The organism is Neobacillus drentensis (assembly GCF_021560175.1).
Lineage (GTDB): Bacteria > Bacillota > Bacilli > Bacillales > Cytobacillaceae > Neobacillus > Neobacillus drentensis_A.
In genome coordinates, this window is sequence record NZ_CP091110.1 from 1,173,650 (window position 1) to 1,189,116 (window position 15,467).

Annotated in this window: 13 protein-coding genes; 7 read left to right on the forward strand and 6 right to left on the reverse strand. The window is 37.7% G+C overall.

Features of this window, described 5'->3' with window-relative positions; genetic code table 11:
- Positions 1-11 precede the first annotated feature (11 nt).
- Positions 12-1,364 (forward strand): glycosyltransferase family 2 protein, encoded by a 1,353-nt coding sequence (locus L1999_RS05555; RefSeq protein WP_235744262.1) that lies wholly within the window; start codon positions 12-14, stop codon positions 1,362-1,364.
- Positions 1,361-4,594, forward strand: a complete 3,234-nt coding sequence (locus L1999_RS05560) for a hypothetical protein (protein ID WP_235742647.1) — start codon at positions 1,361-1,363, stop codon at positions 4,592-4,594. The genes L1999_RS05555 and L1999_RS05560 overlap by 4 nt, the downstream gene beginning before the upstream one ends.
- A 53-nt stretch (positions 4,595-4,647) precedes the next feature.
- Here the strand turns inward: L1999_RS05560 and L1999_RS05565 are convergent, their stop codons facing one another.
- From L1999_RS05565 to L1999_RS05575, 3 genes are all read right to left on the reverse strand, one after another.
- Positions 4,648-5,223 (reverse strand): YitT family protein, encoded by a 576-nt coding sequence (locus tag L1999_RS05565; protein WP_235742648.1) that lies wholly within the window; start codon positions 5,221-5,223, stop codon positions 4,648-4,650.
- Between the two features lie 113 nt (positions 5,224-5,336).
- Positions 5,337-6,338 (reverse strand): inorganic phosphate transporter, encoded by a 1,002-nt coding sequence (locus L1999_RS05570; RefSeq protein WP_235742649.1) that lies wholly within the window; start codon positions 6,336-6,338, stop codon positions 5,337-5,339.
- Between the two features lie 11 nt (positions 6,339-6,349).
- Entirely contained in the window at positions 6,350-6,964 is a 615-nt protein-coding gene (locus L1999_RS05575) for a DUF47 domain-containing protein (RefSeq protein ID WP_235742650.1), read from the reverse strand.
- A 356-nt stretch (positions 6,965-7,320) separates the two neighbouring features.
- Here L1999_RS05575 and L1999_RS05580 point away from each other — a divergent pair, with 356 nt between their 5' ends.
- Complete coding sequence (locus L1999_RS05580; RefSeq protein WP_215039985.1) at positions 7,321-7,575, forward strand: GlsB/YeaQ/YmgE family stress response membrane protein; 255 nt, start codon at positions 7,321-7,323, stop codon at positions 7,573-7,575.
- Positions 7,576-7,623: 48 nt separating this feature from the next.
- On the opposite strand, the gene L1999_RS05585 is transcribed toward L1999_RS05580, so the two are convergent.
- Positions 7,624-8,547, reverse strand: coding sequence for an RluA family pseudouridine synthase (locus L1999_RS05585; RefSeq protein ID WP_235742651.1), 924 nt, complete (start codon positions 8,545-8,547; stop codon positions 7,624-7,626).
- Positions 8,548-8,873: 326 nt separating this feature from the next.
- Here L1999_RS05585 and L1999_RS05590 point away from each other — a divergent pair, with 326 nt between their 5' ends.
- Both L1999_RS05590 and L1999_RS05595 read left to right on the forward strand, forming a co-directional pair.
- Positions 8,874-9,260 carry a YhcU family protein gene (locus L1999_RS05590; RefSeq protein ID WP_235742652.1) on the forward strand — a complete coding sequence of 129 codons (387 nt, stop codon included), beginning with the start codon at positions 8,874-8,876 and terminating at the stop codon, positions 9,258-9,260.
- Between the two features lie 200 nt (positions 9,261-9,460).
- A complete protein-coding gene (locus L1999_RS05595; protein ID WP_235742653.1) occupies positions 9,461-11,203 on the forward strand; it encodes a phospho-sugar mutase in 1,743 nt (580 codons plus the stop codon).
- A 124-nt stretch (positions 11,204-11,327) separates the two neighbouring features.
- On the opposite strand, the gene L1999_RS05600 is transcribed toward L1999_RS05595, so the two are convergent.
- Entirely contained in the window at positions 11,328-11,582 is a 255-nt protein-coding gene (locus L1999_RS05600) for a YhdB family protein (protein WP_215039991.1), read from the reverse strand.
- 150 nt (positions 11,583-11,732) lie between these two features.
- Here L1999_RS05600 and L1999_RS05605 point away from each other — a divergent pair, with 150 nt between their 5' ends.
- Both L1999_RS05605 and L1999_RS05610 read left to right on the forward strand, forming a co-directional pair.
- Positions 11,733-12,716, forward strand: coding sequence for a M14 family metallopeptidase (locus L1999_RS05605; protein WP_235742654.1), 984 nt, complete (start codon positions 11,733-11,735; stop codon positions 12,714-12,716).
- A gap of 129 nt (positions 12,717-12,845) precedes the next feature.
- Positions 12,846-14,261 (forward strand): SpoVR family protein, encoded by a 1,416-nt coding sequence (locus L1999_RS05610; protein ID WP_235742655.1) that lies wholly within the window; start codon positions 12,846-12,848, stop codon positions 14,259-14,261.
- Between the two features lie 69 nt (positions 14,262-14,330).
- Here L1999_RS05610 and ald read toward each other — a convergent pair whose 3' ends face one another.
- The gene (ald, locus tag L1999_RS05615; RefSeq protein ID WP_235742656.1) at positions 14,331-15,464 is read right to left on the reverse strand and encodes an alanine dehydrogenase; all 1,134 of its coding nucleotides are present in this window, start codon (positions 15,462-15,464) and stop codon (positions 14,331-14,333) included.
- Between the last annotated feature and the right edge of the window lie 3 nt (positions 15,465-15,467).

Sequence of the window (15,467 nt, forward strand, 5' to 3'; positions counted from 1 at the left end):
TTGCATTTTATATGGTAATTGTCATTGTTTTTTATACCGCGATTCTCATAACATCATTTTTTCAGTTACGAAAGGAATATCAGCTTGATCGGATTCAGGCCTATGAAGATTATTTGGATGAAATTTATACCAAACCGGTTTCGATCATCGTTCCTGCCTATAACGAAGAGGCCGGAATTATTCAAAGCGTCCGTTCACTTTTAAGTATAAACTACCCAACCTATGAAGTAATTGTCGTAAACGATGGCTCTAAAGACAGCACCTTGCAGAAAATGATCGATTTTTATGATATGAAGGAAATAAAAAAAGTGGTTAGAATTCAGGTGAATGCTAAACCAATTAAAAAGATATATCAATCATCGATACTTTCTAACCTTTTTCTGATTGACAAGGAAAATGGAGGAAAAGCGGATGCCCTTAATGTCGGTCTAAACTTCTCTCATTATCCGTATTTCTGTTCTTTGGATGGTGATTCTGTTTTAGAGGAAGATGCTTTTTTAAAGGTAATGAAGCCAATTGTGGACTCGAATGAGGAAGTAATTGCTTCTGGCGGCAGTGTGAGGATTGCCAATGGATGTGAAATTCAGAATGGTCATATCCAAAATATTGGCCTATCAGATAAGCCCTTGGTGGTTATGCAAATAATTGAATATTTACGAGCATTTTTAATGGGGAGGATAGGTTTAAGCAGACACAATCTTCTCCTTATTATTTCTGGTGCATTTGGTGTTTTTTCAAAACATTGGGTCATTGAAGCAGGCGGCTATCGAACCGATACCGTAGGTGAAGATATGGAACTTGTTGTACGAATGCACCGCCTCTTAAAAGAAAAGGGACTTAAAAAGAAAATCGTATATGTACCGGATCCTGTTTGTTGGACAGAAGTACCGGAGGACATAACATTTTTGCGGAGGCAGCGGAGACGCTGGCATAGGGGGCTTTTTGAAAGTTTATGGACTCATCGTAAATTAACCTTTAATCCTAAGTACGGGTCCATCGGATTACTTGCATTTCCTTACTTTTGGATTGTAGAATTTTTTGGTCCGATTATTGAACTATCAGGGTATATTTTTATGATTTTATGTTTGCTCCTTGGAGGAACCTACATCGAATTTTCAATTTTATTATTTTTACTTTCTTGTTTGTATGGTTCCATATTTTCGATGGCTGCTGTTCTTTTAGAGGAGTGGAGCTTAACCAAATATCCAAAAGTTACAGATATCTTCAAGCTTTTTTTCTATTCGTTAACAGAAACCATCTGGTACCGGCCAATGACTGTTTTTTGGCGTTGTGAAGGAGTTTGGCAAATCATAAAAGGAGAGACAAGCTGGGGAGAAATGAAAAGAAAAGGTGTATCAAAATGAAAAAGTCAATCTACTTATTTTTCTATGCTATGATTTTTCTAGCATTAGTAACAAGTCCATTTTGGCTATGGAGACTTCAGCCGGAGAAGAATTTGAATGTACTAATTATGGATAAAACAGTACCAAATTCATCTTATCGGGAGCATAAGGGATTGGTTTGGATCTTAAACAATTCTAAGTATTTTAAAAATGGTCAACCTTATTCTGCAGAAAAGGATTATAAGGGGTTTGAGCCAAAAAGTAATCAAGACTATTCGATTGTCCCACTTCCCAAAGATTTAACTAAATATGATGTTTTTTATCTGACAGATCAATACGGTGTCTATAAGAAGGAGTTTTATGGACAGAATTCCAGTGGAAAAAGGTCTGCAAAAATTTATGGCGGTCTAACACTAAGTGAAGTTAATCAATTGAAGAAGACACTTATTCAATCAAAACCTAAAACATTAATTGCAGAATTTAATACCTTTGCCAGTCCAACCTCAGATCCTGCAAAAGAGGGAATATCAAACCTATTGAATGTAGAGTGGTCGGGATGGATTGGCAGATATTTTTCAGATTTAAATAACGAAGAGGTACCTGAATGGGTAAAACAGAATTATCAAAAGCAGCATGAAAAATGGACTTTCAGTGGAGAAGGTTTTGTCTTTGTTAGTAAAAGTAATTATGTGGTGGTCATAGGAAAAGAAGATATTAACGATCACGGACTCAAATTTACATTAACAAATAAAGGCCAACAACACTTTTCGGAAAAGATAAATGGTACCTATCAGTATTGGTTTGATATTATTCAAGCCAAAAATAATAATGAGATCTTAGCTAATTATCAGCTGCCTGTTTCAAAAAAGGCTAGTGAAAAGTTAGATGGGTTTGGAATACCGAACAAGTTTCCTGCGGTCATTTATCATCAGAATGCTAGATACTCCTCCTATTATTTTTCTGGTGATTATGCTGATGAAGCAGATGTACCAGGCATTTACCAGACAAAAGGTTTGGATAAATGGAAAAAGACATTCGGTTCAAACCATTCTTTTTATTGGTCAGCATATGTCCCGATGATGAAAGATATCCTGAAAAATGGGATAAAAAAGGTAGAGCCGCAAGAGAAAGTGGCATTAGTTGACAAGAACGGGATTCAGACCAATAGTCAAACAAATGATTCCTATATTCAAATTCAAAAGAATGGAAAGTGGCAGAACCTTTTAATTAAGGGAGTGAATATGGGGATTGGCAAACCAGGCTACTTCCCTGGGGAAACAGCTATTACAAAAGAAGAATATTTTCGATGGTTTCAAGAAATCGGAGCAATGAATGCTAATGCCATTAGGGTTTATACCCTACATCCTCCCCAGTTTTATGACGCTTTTTATGAATATAATCAAATTGCTAAAAAGCCTTTATTCTTATTTCATGGAACGTGGGTAAATGAAGAAAATTTAATCAAAACCCAGGATGCATTCGCAAAAGTAAATGTGGATGATGCGAAATTAGAAATAAAAAATATGGTGGACATTATTCATGGTAATGCTGCTCTTGCCGAACGGCCAGGTCATGCATCGGGTGTGTATAAACATGATATTTCAAAGTTTATAATTGGCACCATTATTGGAACTGAATGGGATCCGGCAATGGTTCAAAATACAAATAAAAAGCATTCCGGTTTGAGCCAATTTAAAGGAAATTATTTTGAAACAGATCATGCCAGTCCTTTTGAAATTTGGCTCGCTGAGTTGATGGATTATGCAGCAAGTTATGAGGCAGCCCAATACAAGTGGCAGCATTCGATGAGCTTTACGAATTGGGTCACTACGGATTTGCTCAAGCATCCATCTGAACCATTGGAAAATGAGGATATGGTGTCGGTAGATCCCACTCATATTAAAGCATCAAACTCCTTTAAAGCTGGCTTATTTGCTTCTTATCATATCTATCCCTACTATCCAGATTTTCTCAATTACGAGAAGAAATATCTAAACTATACCGATGCTAGTGGGAAGAAAAATAATTATGCAGGATATCTAAATGAGCTGCGCTCTGCCCATCATATGCCAGTCTTAGTAGCAGAATTTGGCGTACCTTCTTCAAGAGGCTTAACGCATAAAAATCCTTACGGGATGAATCAGGGATTTCATTCTGAGAAGGAACAAGGACAAATTGATCAACATTTGTTTCAATCAATTGTTTCAGAAAAGTACGCGGGTGGACTTGTGTTTACTTGGCAGGATGAATGGTTTAAGCGGACTTGGAACACAATGGACTTCGATGACCCGGACCGCCGCCCGTATTGGAATAACCAGCAAACAAATGAACAGCATTTTGGCTTGCTTGGATTTGAACCAGGTAAGAAGGAAACAGCCATAATTGTCGATGGAGCGGCAGAAGATTGGGACATAGCAGCTGCAAAAGCAGCCTATCAATCTGACAATAAACAGGATTTAAAGGAAGTACGGTTCGCCTCTGATAGTGGCTATTTGTATTTCTTACTAAAATATAATCAACCCGTTGATTTTAAAAACGAAGGTACCTATCTATTACTCGACACAATTGGGAATCAAGGCCAAACAACCATTCCAATTAACCAACAAGTAAAGATTAATACTGATTATGGAATTGACTTTCTTATTAAGCTGCAGGGTCCAAATAACTCGCGAATATTGGTTGATAGTTATTATGACACGTTCTATTATCAGTATGGAAAACTCTTGAGAATGATTCCTGAAGAGCCATATGCCTCTCAAAAGAATAATGGCATATTTAATCCCATCCGCTTGGCACTAAATAAGCAACAAACGATTCCTTCTACCAAGGTTGTCATTCCATTTCAGGATTACGAAACAGGGGTATTACAGTATGGCAGCGCTAATCCAGCCAGTAAGAATTTCAATTCCTTAACTGACATAAGTATGAGCAGCGATAAAAAGATAATAGAAGGAAGGATTCCTTGGCAGCTTTTAAATGTGAAAGACCCCAGCTTGAAAGAAATAATGGGAGATGTGTGGAAACAAGGATTGTCAGGTAGTGAAAAGGCCAGTGGAATCAGGACAGCAATTGTAACAACTGCGAAAGGCAGTTTAGAACAAACGGTTCCAAAGACGGTGAATGGGCAGCTTCAGCAAAAAGGTTCACTTGTATACAACTGGAATTCATGGGATCAACCACCATTCTATGAACGCTTGAAGACCTCATATGAAATCATGAAAAAAACATTTGGATCTGTTGAGGCAAAATAACTAATTAATTGATTAAATAATAGTAAAGCCACCTGCAAAAGCTGCTGGTGGCTTTACTGTGTGAGTGGCTTTGTGGAAACCGTAACGGTTGTCATTAAGCCTACGCAAATAATCGTAAGAAGAGAATAAAAGAACTTTTCCAGCCCAACGACTTGTATGCCGCTTGTAATGATTAAACCATCAATTAAAAATATAATGATCCCAATATTAATAGAGGTAAATTTGGTAAGCAACTGGGCAAGTAAGTCTGTTCCACCCGTACTTGTTTCATAGCGAAGCATGAGGCCAATCCCAATACCAACAAGCACTCCACCGATTATGGTGCTTGGCAAAATTCCTATTTGTATTTTACCGTTGATAAAGGAAAATACATCAATGCAAAAGGAAGAAATAATTAAACCATGCAGGCTATAGAAAAAATATCGTCTCTCGAAAAACCAAGCTAAGATATATAAGGGAAGACTAAAAAATATAATACTAAGACCTGTGGGCAGACCGTAAAAATAATGAATAATTAGTCCCAAGCCTATAACACCGCCATCTAGTAGATGGTAAGGAATTAGAAACCCATTAATTCCTAGACTTACTAGCAATGAACCAATCAGCATGGCGAATATTTTTTCTTTCACTATTATTCCCACCTCAATACTTGTCCTTATCCATAAAATATGAGAAGAAATGACATTTAGAAGTGCAGAAATGAAAGAAATAAAAAAACCAGAGAAGTCTCTGGTTAAAGTAATTAAAAGAATAAATTTAGAATATAGAAAACAATGGCAGCAATAATGGCTGTAATTGGCAGGGTAATAACCCAAGTAATCAACATCCGTTTAGCCGTATCCCATTTTACACCTTTAAGACGGTGAGAAGCACCAACTCCGAGAATACCAGAAGAAATTACATGCGTAGTACTTACTGGTAGATGAATATAGGTAGCACCAAAGATAATCGCTGCTCCAGTAATATCAGCAGCAACACCATTAACTGGACGTATTTTCATAATTTTTCCGCCGACTGTTTTGATAATCTTCCAGCCGCCAATAGAGGTGCCTAGACCCATTGCAACAGCACAGGAAAGTTGTACCCAAAAAGGGATTCCTGCATCAGGGGAAAGATACTTACTGGATACAAGTGCTAAAGTAATGATCCCCATGGATTTTTGCGCATCATTTGTTCCGTGTGAATAAGATTGTAAAGCAGCTGTTGCGATTTGAATATAACGGAATCTTTTGTTCGTTTTTGCTAAATTTAAATTCTTGAAGGCCACTTTAAATATACTATAGACAATATATCCCACAACAAAGGCAAGAATTGGTGATAAAATCAGTGCTTCAATGATTTTGATAAAACCAGTGTAGTTCAAAGCATTAAATCCTTCTGCTGCAATTGCAGCCCCGGCAATTGACCCAATGATAGCGTGAGAAGAACTGCTAGGAATTCCGTAATACCAAGTCAGTAAGTTCCAAAAGATTGCTGAAATTAGTGCAGCCAAAATAACAACCGATCCATTATGTAAGGTAAACGGATCAACAATATCCTTTGAAACGGTTTTGGCTACGCCCGTAAAAGTTAAGGCACCAACTAAATTCATTACTGCAGCCAACAAAATGGCTTGACGAGGTTTTAAAGCTTTTGTTGAAACGGACGTGGCGATTGCATTTGCTGTATCGTGAAAACCGTTAATAAAATCAAATGCAAGAGCACCAATGACAATTAAGATTGTTAAAATTAGGACAAGACTCATTTTTTTGCTCCTTAAGCATTTTTCATAATAATGGATTCTAGCGTATTAGCTACAGTCTGACAGTAGTCAGCAATATCCTCAAGATCTTCGTAAATCTCCTTATATTGAATAATGCGGATAGGATCTTTCTCGACAGTAAATAAATGCTTGATCGATTGTCTTAAAATATTATCGCATTTTGATTCATAATCCTTAATTTTAATAGCATGTTCTCTAATTTGAGCTAACTTTTTGTTGGATAGTAATTCAACAGCCTTTTGAATCTCGTGAACACTGCCTTGAATGGCGTCGACAAACTTTAACATAAACTCATCTGCATCCGTAATGGAATACATTTCGAATAGGGCAGCACATGCTTCAAGACCATCTAATACATCGTCCATGCTCATTGCAAGCTGGAGGATGTCCTCACGTTCGATGGGAGTTATAAATGCATCGTTTAATTCTTTAATAACTTCATGAACGAAGGTATCACCTTTGGATTCATATTCTTTCATTTTCTCAGAGAAGATTTTCAAATCACTGATATTTTTTAGTTTATATTCAGTGAAAAAATCAACACTTTCATCAAGATTGGTTGAGATATTACTTAATAATGCTGAGAATTTATCTACTTTTTTAGCCATTGATTATACCTCCAATATTTCACCAATAATATGTTTATGGCGCACCTAAATATTTTATCTAAAATTTGTCGAAAAAAGAAAGAATTTACGTTAAATTTACAAAAACTTAACATTAGAATTTTCTGAATACTATTCCGTTTGTCTTAAAGTTTCTTTATAGCCTAGTATTTTTCATTTATGTCTTGTTCATGTATTTTTAGGTGAATTTCAAATTAATTATTTTTAAATGAGTATAAATAAAAAAATGGGGTATTTTATAGGTACAGGCAGTAAACATTCAACTTTTCAAAAGCAGTCAGCTGTCTGAGTAAAAATACAAAAAGTGAAATGAAGAATACTAAAAAGGAGTGTTCTAAATGAGTTTCATTTGGTCATTAATTGTTGGTGGAATTATCGGCTGGTTAGCCGGATTGATTGTCGGGAGAAATATTCCTGGAGGCATTATTGGTAATATCATCGCAGGTTTTATTGGTGCATGGTTAGGAACAGCAGTATTAGGTAACTGGGGTCCAAATGTAGCAGACTTTGCGATTATCCCGGCCATTATAGGTGCGGCAGTATTAGTGCTTCTTTTAAGCTTTATCATGCGTGCTTTTAGAAAAGCCGATTAACAATAAGATGGCAAAGAAAAGGATGTCTCCCAATAGAGACATCCTTTTCTATATTTTATGTACATCAATGCTGTTAAAAATTTCAGGTAAATCTGTAAAGGGGGCATAGCAAAGAATGGTTTCCTTTGTAAATGGATGGGGAAATTCGAGCTTTGCCGCATGGAGAGCCTGCCGATTCGTAAGCGGTTGTCCTCCGTATAAACTATCTCCAATTAAAGGATGACCATAATGACTGAAATGAACTCTGATTTGGTGAGTCCTCCCCGTTTCCAGCCAGCATTTAATGTAAGAAAACTCTTTTTGCTTATTATATTCTAAGACTTGATAGTGAGTAATAGCAGCTTGTCCAGTTGGTGACACCCTGCGTCTAGTTGCATGATGACGATCCCGCCCAATCGGCAGATTCAGGGTACCCTTCCTCTGTTTTAACAGGCCATGAACAGCTGCGATATAGGTTCTTTTGATAAGACGTTTTTCAAGCATTTGATCTAAAATGGCACCTGCTAAAGCATGTTTAGCAAAAAGAATGGCTCCAGATGTATCACGGTCCAGTCGATGCACTTGCCGAACATTTGCTGATTCTCCTTTTGACAGGAGGTAAAAGGCAGCGGCATTCATCAAGGTATCGGTTTCCTTATCAGGGTTATTTGGATGTGTATTCATAAAGGGGGATTTATTGATAATTAAAACATGTTCATCTTCAAATAATATATTTATCTCATGGTAAGATGGGATGACTTGTGACGCTTCTTCCTCAAATAGTTGAAGCTGTATTTTTGCCCCTGCAGGTAGTGGAGTGTTCCAATTGGCCCGATTACCCTCGAGTAAGACTTTATTATCGGTTCGGAATTGATGGGTTAATTTTTTGGGGGCTTGCCATACCTCTCGGAAAAGGTCAGTAATCGTAATCCCTTCCCATTCACTTGGTATAATGATTTGCAGCCATTCACCAGTACGTTTAGTTATAATCATATTGTCTCCTTTGTTAAATTATCCAGCTCCAGGCCATACGCCGCTGACCAGGGCGCTTTCGCTTTTGTTCAAAGATTAAGTATAAGAACTGACTTTGAAGATTGTCTAGCTCCAGCGCCTAGGGGCTCGGGTCATAAGCCAATCCGGTCAAGAAGGCTAAAGAGCAGCCTTCCCGCCGGCTCGTCTTATGCCTGTCGCCCCTTAACAAGGCGCCTCCGCTTTTCTTTCTGTGGTGATAATTACCACCGAAATTCCACTTCGAATTATGTTATTCTTATGATATATATTACGACAGAAATAAGCGATGGCAAAGGTGGGTTAAATAAGTGAAAATAGTTTTTGCCTCGACACCAAGTCAAGAAGAAGAGATTAATGAACTGGTGAGGTACGTTTACTCCAATATTTTTCCTCAGTTTTTTAATGATGAAGAAATTAGTCAATTTGAGGAATTAAAAATCCTCGACACGTCCTTGGATTTTAATACATTAAAAGATGCATTTCAAGTTATGACATGTATTCAGACAATCATCTCCATTCTAGAATCATCACCTTTAGATGAGCAATACGAAATGGTTTTCAACAAAAATGTTGCTACCCTAAATGAATTTGGACTGTTTTTTCCCTTTGATTTTGAACAATTTATTGAAGGTAGAAGTCTAAAAAATTCAATTCTTAGTATCTATACCAAAGCAGATAATGAACTAATTATATAAGCAGTTAATCCCTTAGCCTGTGATTTTTTACAGGCTTTTTTTTAATTCCTTCTCTTTTTGTCATATTTTTGAGGTATTATAATATGAGTAGCTTCCACGTACCCTGCAAAAATTGTCGGTTTTTATCCTGTCATTTTTAGAGGAAAAACAGAGTTAAACTTCGAATTATTGGATGTACTTAAATAGGAGGGATCACATCTATGGAATGGAAAGCAATCGCGAAAAGTTGGCTGGAATATGAAGGGTTAGACAATGAATTAAAAAATGAATTAGAAGCTTTAAAGGGAAATGAAAAACAGTTAGAAGAAATTTTTTATAAGAATCTTGAGTTTGGTACAGGTGGAATGCGCGGGGAAATAGGAGCAGGGACAAATCGCATGAACCTTTATACTGTCCGTAAAGCTTCCGCAGGATTGGCAGCTTACATAGAAGAACATGGTGAAGAAGCGAAAAAACGCGGCGTAGTAATTGCTTATGATTCACGCCATAAATCACCCGAGTTTGCATTGGAGGCTGCTAAGACGCTTGCCTCTAGAGGAATTCAAACATATGTATTTGACGAATTACGCCCTACACCAGAATTATCGTTTGCATTAAGAACGTTAAATGCCTTTTCTGGAATTGTGGTTACAGCGAGCCATAATCCCCCGGAATATAACGGTTATAAAGTTTACGGGTCAGACGGTGGTCAGCTGCCACCTGAAGCTGCCGATATTGTGATTGAAAAGGTAAATGAAATTGAAAATGAATTACTCATCCAAGTCAGCAGTGAGGAAGAATTACGTCAGGCTGGTTTGATCAAAACGATTGGTTCTGAAATTGACCAAGCCTATATTGAAAAATTAAAGACCATATCAGAAAATCCAACTCTTGCTGAAGAGACTGATATTAAAGTCGTATTTACGCCATTACATGGGACAGCCAATAAATTAGTCCGAGCTGGCCTTGCGGCATTAGGTTATAAAAATGTTTCGGTTGTTAAGGAACAAGAACTTCCCGATGCTGAATTTTCAACTGTAAAAAGCCCGAATCCTGAAGAGCATGCTGCCTTTGAATTAGCGATTCGTGATGGAAAGAAGGTCGGAGCTGATATTTTAATTGCAACTGACCCTGATGCGGACCGTCTTGGGATTGCTGTTCTAAATAATGAGGGAGAATATATTGTCTTAACCGGTAATCAAACAGGTGCATTATTAGTAGATTATCTTCTTTCTCAGAAACAAGCGAAAGGAACATTGCCGGAAAATGGTGTGGTTTTAAAGACCATTGTCACATCTGAATTAGGACGGAGAATTGCTTCCGCATTCCATTTAGAAACAGTTGATGTTTTAACGGGATTTAAATTTATTGCAGAAAAGATCAAGGAATATGAAACAACGGGAGAGCATTCTTTCCTATTTGGCTATGAAGAGTCTTACGGCTACTTAATTGGGGACTTTGCACGTGATAAGGATGCCGTTCAAGCTGCCCTGCTTGCTACGGAGGTCTGTGCCTATTATAAAAAACAAGGATTAACCCTATATGAAGGAATGCTTGGTGTTTTTGAAAAATACGGTTTCTATCAAGAGGGACTTCGTTCTTTAACATTGAAAGGAAAAGAAGGGGCAGAGATGATTCAACGCCTGTTAGCCTCATTCCGTAATGAACCATTAACAGACTTAGGAACAGTTAAGACTCTTGCGAGCGAAGATTATTTGACAAGTATCCGGGCAACGAAGGATGGCGAAGAAAAGATTTTATTACCTAAATCCAACGTATTAAAATATATTTTTGAAGATGGATCTTGGGTATGTCTTCGTCCTTCAGGAACTGAGCCTAAAGTTAAATTTTATTTTGGTGTGAATAGTTCCAGTCTTGAAGAAAGCAAACAAAAGCTTCAAACGATTGAGAAGGACTTTATGGCATTAGTAGACAAGAAAGTAAAAATGGTTCAAGCTATTTAAGCCTTAAAAAAGAACTGAATCATACTAAAGAACGGCCTCCATCATTGGAAGCCGTTTTTTTTGGTGGAATTCTTTTTTCCCGGTAGAAAAAATTTTCTCAACAATTTGGTATCCACTCTAGTTTTCAGGAAAGACTATACATCGGTAAGCCATTTTCATCAGGATCCAGTGATTCATTCGCATGGTCAATGTAACGAAGCAGATTATATAATTTTGTTTCAATCACGGTGTAGTCACGTTCAAAATTATAAGCGTGCAGGAATTGTTCAATCTTTTTCGATAAAAATTGGTCTTTTGTCCGAACCATTAAGATCAGCAAATTGTCCCATTCAGATCTGTGCGTATAATATAACGCTCGGTCGTAATCCATCTTATTCATTTTTATTTGCCTCCTCCTTAATTAGGAGTTGACTTTATTTTATGACATTCCTCAAATAACTTTCACAGAAAATGTTGGACACCTATTGTTTACGCTGTTTTCAACATTTACCAGTATAAAATAGTTTTCTAATGAAGAGTGGTGCTTTAATTGTTTAGGATTATTTTTGTGCTTTTCGCTCTATTTACCCTGCCATTTACCTCGGCAGATGCAAAAATTGTCCAAGTGGATAAACCTTACACATATGAACGTCTTCAACAGGATTTAGAAAAAATGACTGATAATTATCGCAGTCATATTGAAATAAAATCAATTGGAACAACCCATTTTGGAAAAGAAATTTGGGGAGTTAAGCTGGGAAGTGGAAAAACTAATATCGTTTTAATAGGTGCCCATCATGGACGAGAATGGCTGACAAGCGCCCTATTGATGAACATGCTTGAGAATTATGCCGAGGCCTATCAGAACGGTAAGAGAATGGGCTTAAGGTCAACAGATATCCTAAATCAAGTTTCGATTTGGTTTATCCCTATGCTAAATCCAGACGGTGTTTACATTCAACAAACTAACCTCAAGTCATTTCCTGCTAATCGTCAAAGACAATTGTTACGAATGAATGAAGGATCAAATAATTTCAAACGATGGAAAGCGAATGGGATGGGCGTGGATTTAAACAGACAATACCCAGCAGGCTGGAAACAGCTTAATCATCAACCCTCAAACCCAAGCTATGCATTTTATAAAGGTAAACGACCTTTAGAAGCTAAGGAAGTGATCGCTTTAACCGAATTTATTAAGGAGATAAAACCCTCGATTGCGGTTGCATATCATACGGCAGGAAGGGAGATTTTTTGGAATTATAAAAATGGAAAAAATCTGGACCGTGATTATAAGATTGCAAAAAGGGTTTCTAGACTAACCAGCTATAAACTAGCGAACCCTGACCCCGAGGCATTCGGCGGGGGATTTACAGATTGGTTTATTACAACTTATCACAAACCAGCACTGACCATAGAAATCAGTTACTTAGTTGGGGATACTAGTCCACCCCTGTCCGTTTTTAAAAAGGAATGGAGAAGGAACAAATATGTCGGTCTGCTTCTTGCAAGGGAGGCAAAAAAGATGGACCAATAATTTTATACGGTTAAAATTCGAGTAAAGTCACAAAAAACAATAAGGCTTGCAATTGTTTTTTGGCCATCTTCCTCATCAATCCCGCCTTTTCTTCATACATTGTGTTAAGAGGAAAAGGGGGAGTGAGGAATGAACATAGAAGATCGGAAGAAGCTTGAAAGAGCCATAAGTGAAATTACTGAAATAGCCACTGGTTTTGGACTGGATTTTTATCCAATGCGCTATGAAATTTGTCCTGCTGAAATTATTTATACATTTGGTGCTTATGGTATGCCAACACGATTTTCTCATTGGAGCTTTGGAAAGCAATTCCACAAAATGAAACTGCACTATGACTTAGGGCTAAGTAAAATTTATGAGCTCGTTATAAACTCAAACCCTTGTTATGCATTCTTGCTTGATTCAAACACACTGATACAAAATAAGTTAATCGTTGCGCACGTGTTGGCTCACTGTGATTTCTTTAAAAACAATGTCCGTTTTCAAAACACCAAGCGGGATATGGTGGAAAGCATGGCTGCTACTGCTGAACGAATCCATAGATATGAGATTCAATATGGGAAAAAGGAAGTCGAAACCTTTTTAGATGCCATCCTGGCTATTGATGAACATATTGATCCTTCGCTTATGCGGCCAAAGCTTTCTTGGTCCATTGGCGATGATGAGGAGGACGAAGAATTAGATCCAATTGCTGTAACGCCTTACGACGATCTCTGGAAATTGGACGAAAAAGATCAAAAGGTAAACAACCAACCGAAGAAAAAGAAATTCCCGCCACGGCCTGAAAAGGATCTTTTGTTATTTATTGAAACTTACTCTAGAGAGCTGGAAGATTGGCAGAGGGATATCTTAACGATGATGCGTGAGGAGATGTTATACTTCTGGCCTCAGCTTGAAACGAAAATCATGAACGAAGGCTGGGCTTCCTTTTGGCATCAACGAATCTTAAGGGAACTGGACTTAACTAGTGGTGAAGCAATTGAATTTGCTAAGTTAAATGCTGGGGTAGTCCAACCATCAAAAACAGGAATAAATCCTTATTATCTCGGTATTAAAATTTTTGAGGATATTGAAGAGCGATATAATAATCCAACAGAGGAAATGAAACGAAGAGGAGTTCAACCTGGCTCAGGCAGGGAAAAGATGTTTGAGGTTCGTGAAGTGGAATCGGATATATCCTTCCTGCGTAATTACTTAAATAAGGACCTTGTTATGAGAGAAGATATGTATCTTTTCCAAAAGCAAGGGAGGGATTACAAAGTCGTTGATAAAGAGTGGGAGCATATTCGGGATCAGCTTGTAAATATGCGGGTTAACGGGGGATTTCCATATATTACTGTTAATGATGGCGACTTCTTGAAAAACGGTGAACTGTACTTAAAGCACTGGTATGAGGGTGTTGAATTAGATGTGAAATACCTCGAAAAAGTACTTCCCTATATTCACCAGCTTTGGGGTAGACCGGTCCATATAGAAACCACGATTGAAGAAAGAAAAATGCTGTTTTCCTATGATGGGAAGGGTGTTCATCGGAAGTACTTATAAAGCAAAGGCAGCTATCGATTGATAGCTGCCCTTTGTTTTATCTATATTACGTCGTTTGATAATTTGTATTTAGATGGAAGCAAGTTCCTTTACCAATGCTTCTTCTACCGGTACATATGGATAATCTAAATCCTTTGCCACTGCTTCATAAGTAATTTCTCCGTTTGCCACATTTACGCCAAGTTTTAAAGCGGCATTTTCTGAAATGGCTTTTAATACCCCTTTATTAGCAATTTGTAATGCGTAGGGAACGGTTACATTTGTCAGGGCAATGGTAGATGTTCTAGGAACCGCACCAGGCATGTTAGCCACTGAATAGTGAACCACACCATGTTTTACAAAAGTAGGGTTATCATGTGTTGTTACATGGTCACTAGTTTCGACAATTCCACCTTGGTCAATCGCAACATCGACAATAACAGAACCTGGCTTCATTGATTTCACCATGTCTTCTGTTACTAGTTTTGGAGCCTTAGCACCTGGGATTAACACAGCTCCAATGAAAAGATCGGCTTCCGCAACCGCCTCTGCGATATTAAATGGATTAGACATGAGCGTTTTAACTTGATTTCCAAAGATATCATCCAGCTGGCGTAAACGGTCCGCACTTAAATCGATGATTGTCACATCTGCACCTAGACCAATGGCCATCTTTGCTGCATTGGTTCCGACAATACCACCGCCGAGAATGGTTACCTTACCACGATTAACACCTGGAACACCAGCTAAAAGGATTCCTTGACCCCCGTTATTCTTTTGTAAAAATTGTGCACCAATTTGTGCAGCCATACGTCCTGCAACTTCACTCATTGGAGTTAACAGCGGCAGGGTGTTATTCACGGAGACTGTTTCATAGGCAATGGCAAGTACACCTTTATCTTTTAGTGCTTGTGCAAGTGCAGGTTCAGCAGCAAGGTGTAAATAAGTAAATAAGATTAATCCTTCGCGGAAATACTGATATTCGCTTTCTAAAGGCTCTTTTACCTTCATTATCATTTCTGATTTTGACCAGACATCTTTACGATCTTCGATAATTTTCGCGCCAGCCTCTAAATATTGTTCATTAGTGAAACCGCTTCCATTTCCAGCGTCCTTTTCGATTAATACCGTATGACCAGCTTTAACTAATGTAACCACACCGGCTGGAGTAAGTGCTACACGACTTTCGTTATTTTTAATCTCTTTAGGTACACCAATAAACATATC

What these genes read in the sequence shown, in the direction of transcription:
- ald (WP_235742656.1), bottom strand. Translation starts at nt 15,464, where the DNA reads ATGTTTATTGGTGTACCTAAAGAGATTAAAAATAACGAAAGTCGTGTA.
- L1999_RS05575 (WP_235742650.1), bottom strand. Translation starts at nt 6,964, where the DNA reads ATGGCTAAAAAAGTAGATAAATTCTCAGCATTATTAAGTAATATCTCA.
- L1999_RS05570 (WP_235742649.1), bottom strand. Translation starts at nt 6,338, where the DNA reads ATGAGTCTTGTCCTAATTTTAACAATCTTAATTGTCATTGGTGCTCTT.
- L1999_RS05600 (WP_215039991.1), bottom strand. Translation starts at nt 11,582, where the DNA reads ATGAATAAGATGGATTACGACCGAGCGTTATATTATACGCACAGATCT.
- L1999_RS05585 (WP_235742651.1), bottom strand. Translation starts at nt 8,547, where the DNA reads ATGATTATAACTAAACGTACTGGTGAATGGCTGCAAATCATTATACCA.
- L1999_RS05580 (WP_215039985.1), top strand. Translation starts at nt 7,321, where the DNA reads ATGAGTTTCATTTGGTCATTAATTGTTGGTGGAATTATCGGCTGGTTA.
- L1999_RS05555 (WP_235744262.1), top strand. Translation starts at nt 12, where the DNA reads ATGGTAATTGTCATTGTTTTTTATACCGCGATTCTCATAACATCATTT.
- L1999_RS05560 (WP_235742647.1), top strand. Translation starts at nt 1,361, where the DNA reads ATGAAAAAGTCAATCTACTTATTTTTCTATGCTATGATTTTTCTAGCA.
- L1999_RS05610 (WP_235742655.1), top strand. Translation starts at nt 12,846, where the DNA reads ATGAACATAGAAGATCGGAAGAAGCTTGAAAGAGCCATAAGTGAAATT.
- L1999_RS05595 (WP_235742653.1), top strand. Translation starts at nt 9,461, where the DNA reads ATGGAATGGAAAGCAATCGCGAAAAGTTGGCTGGAATATGAAGGGTTA.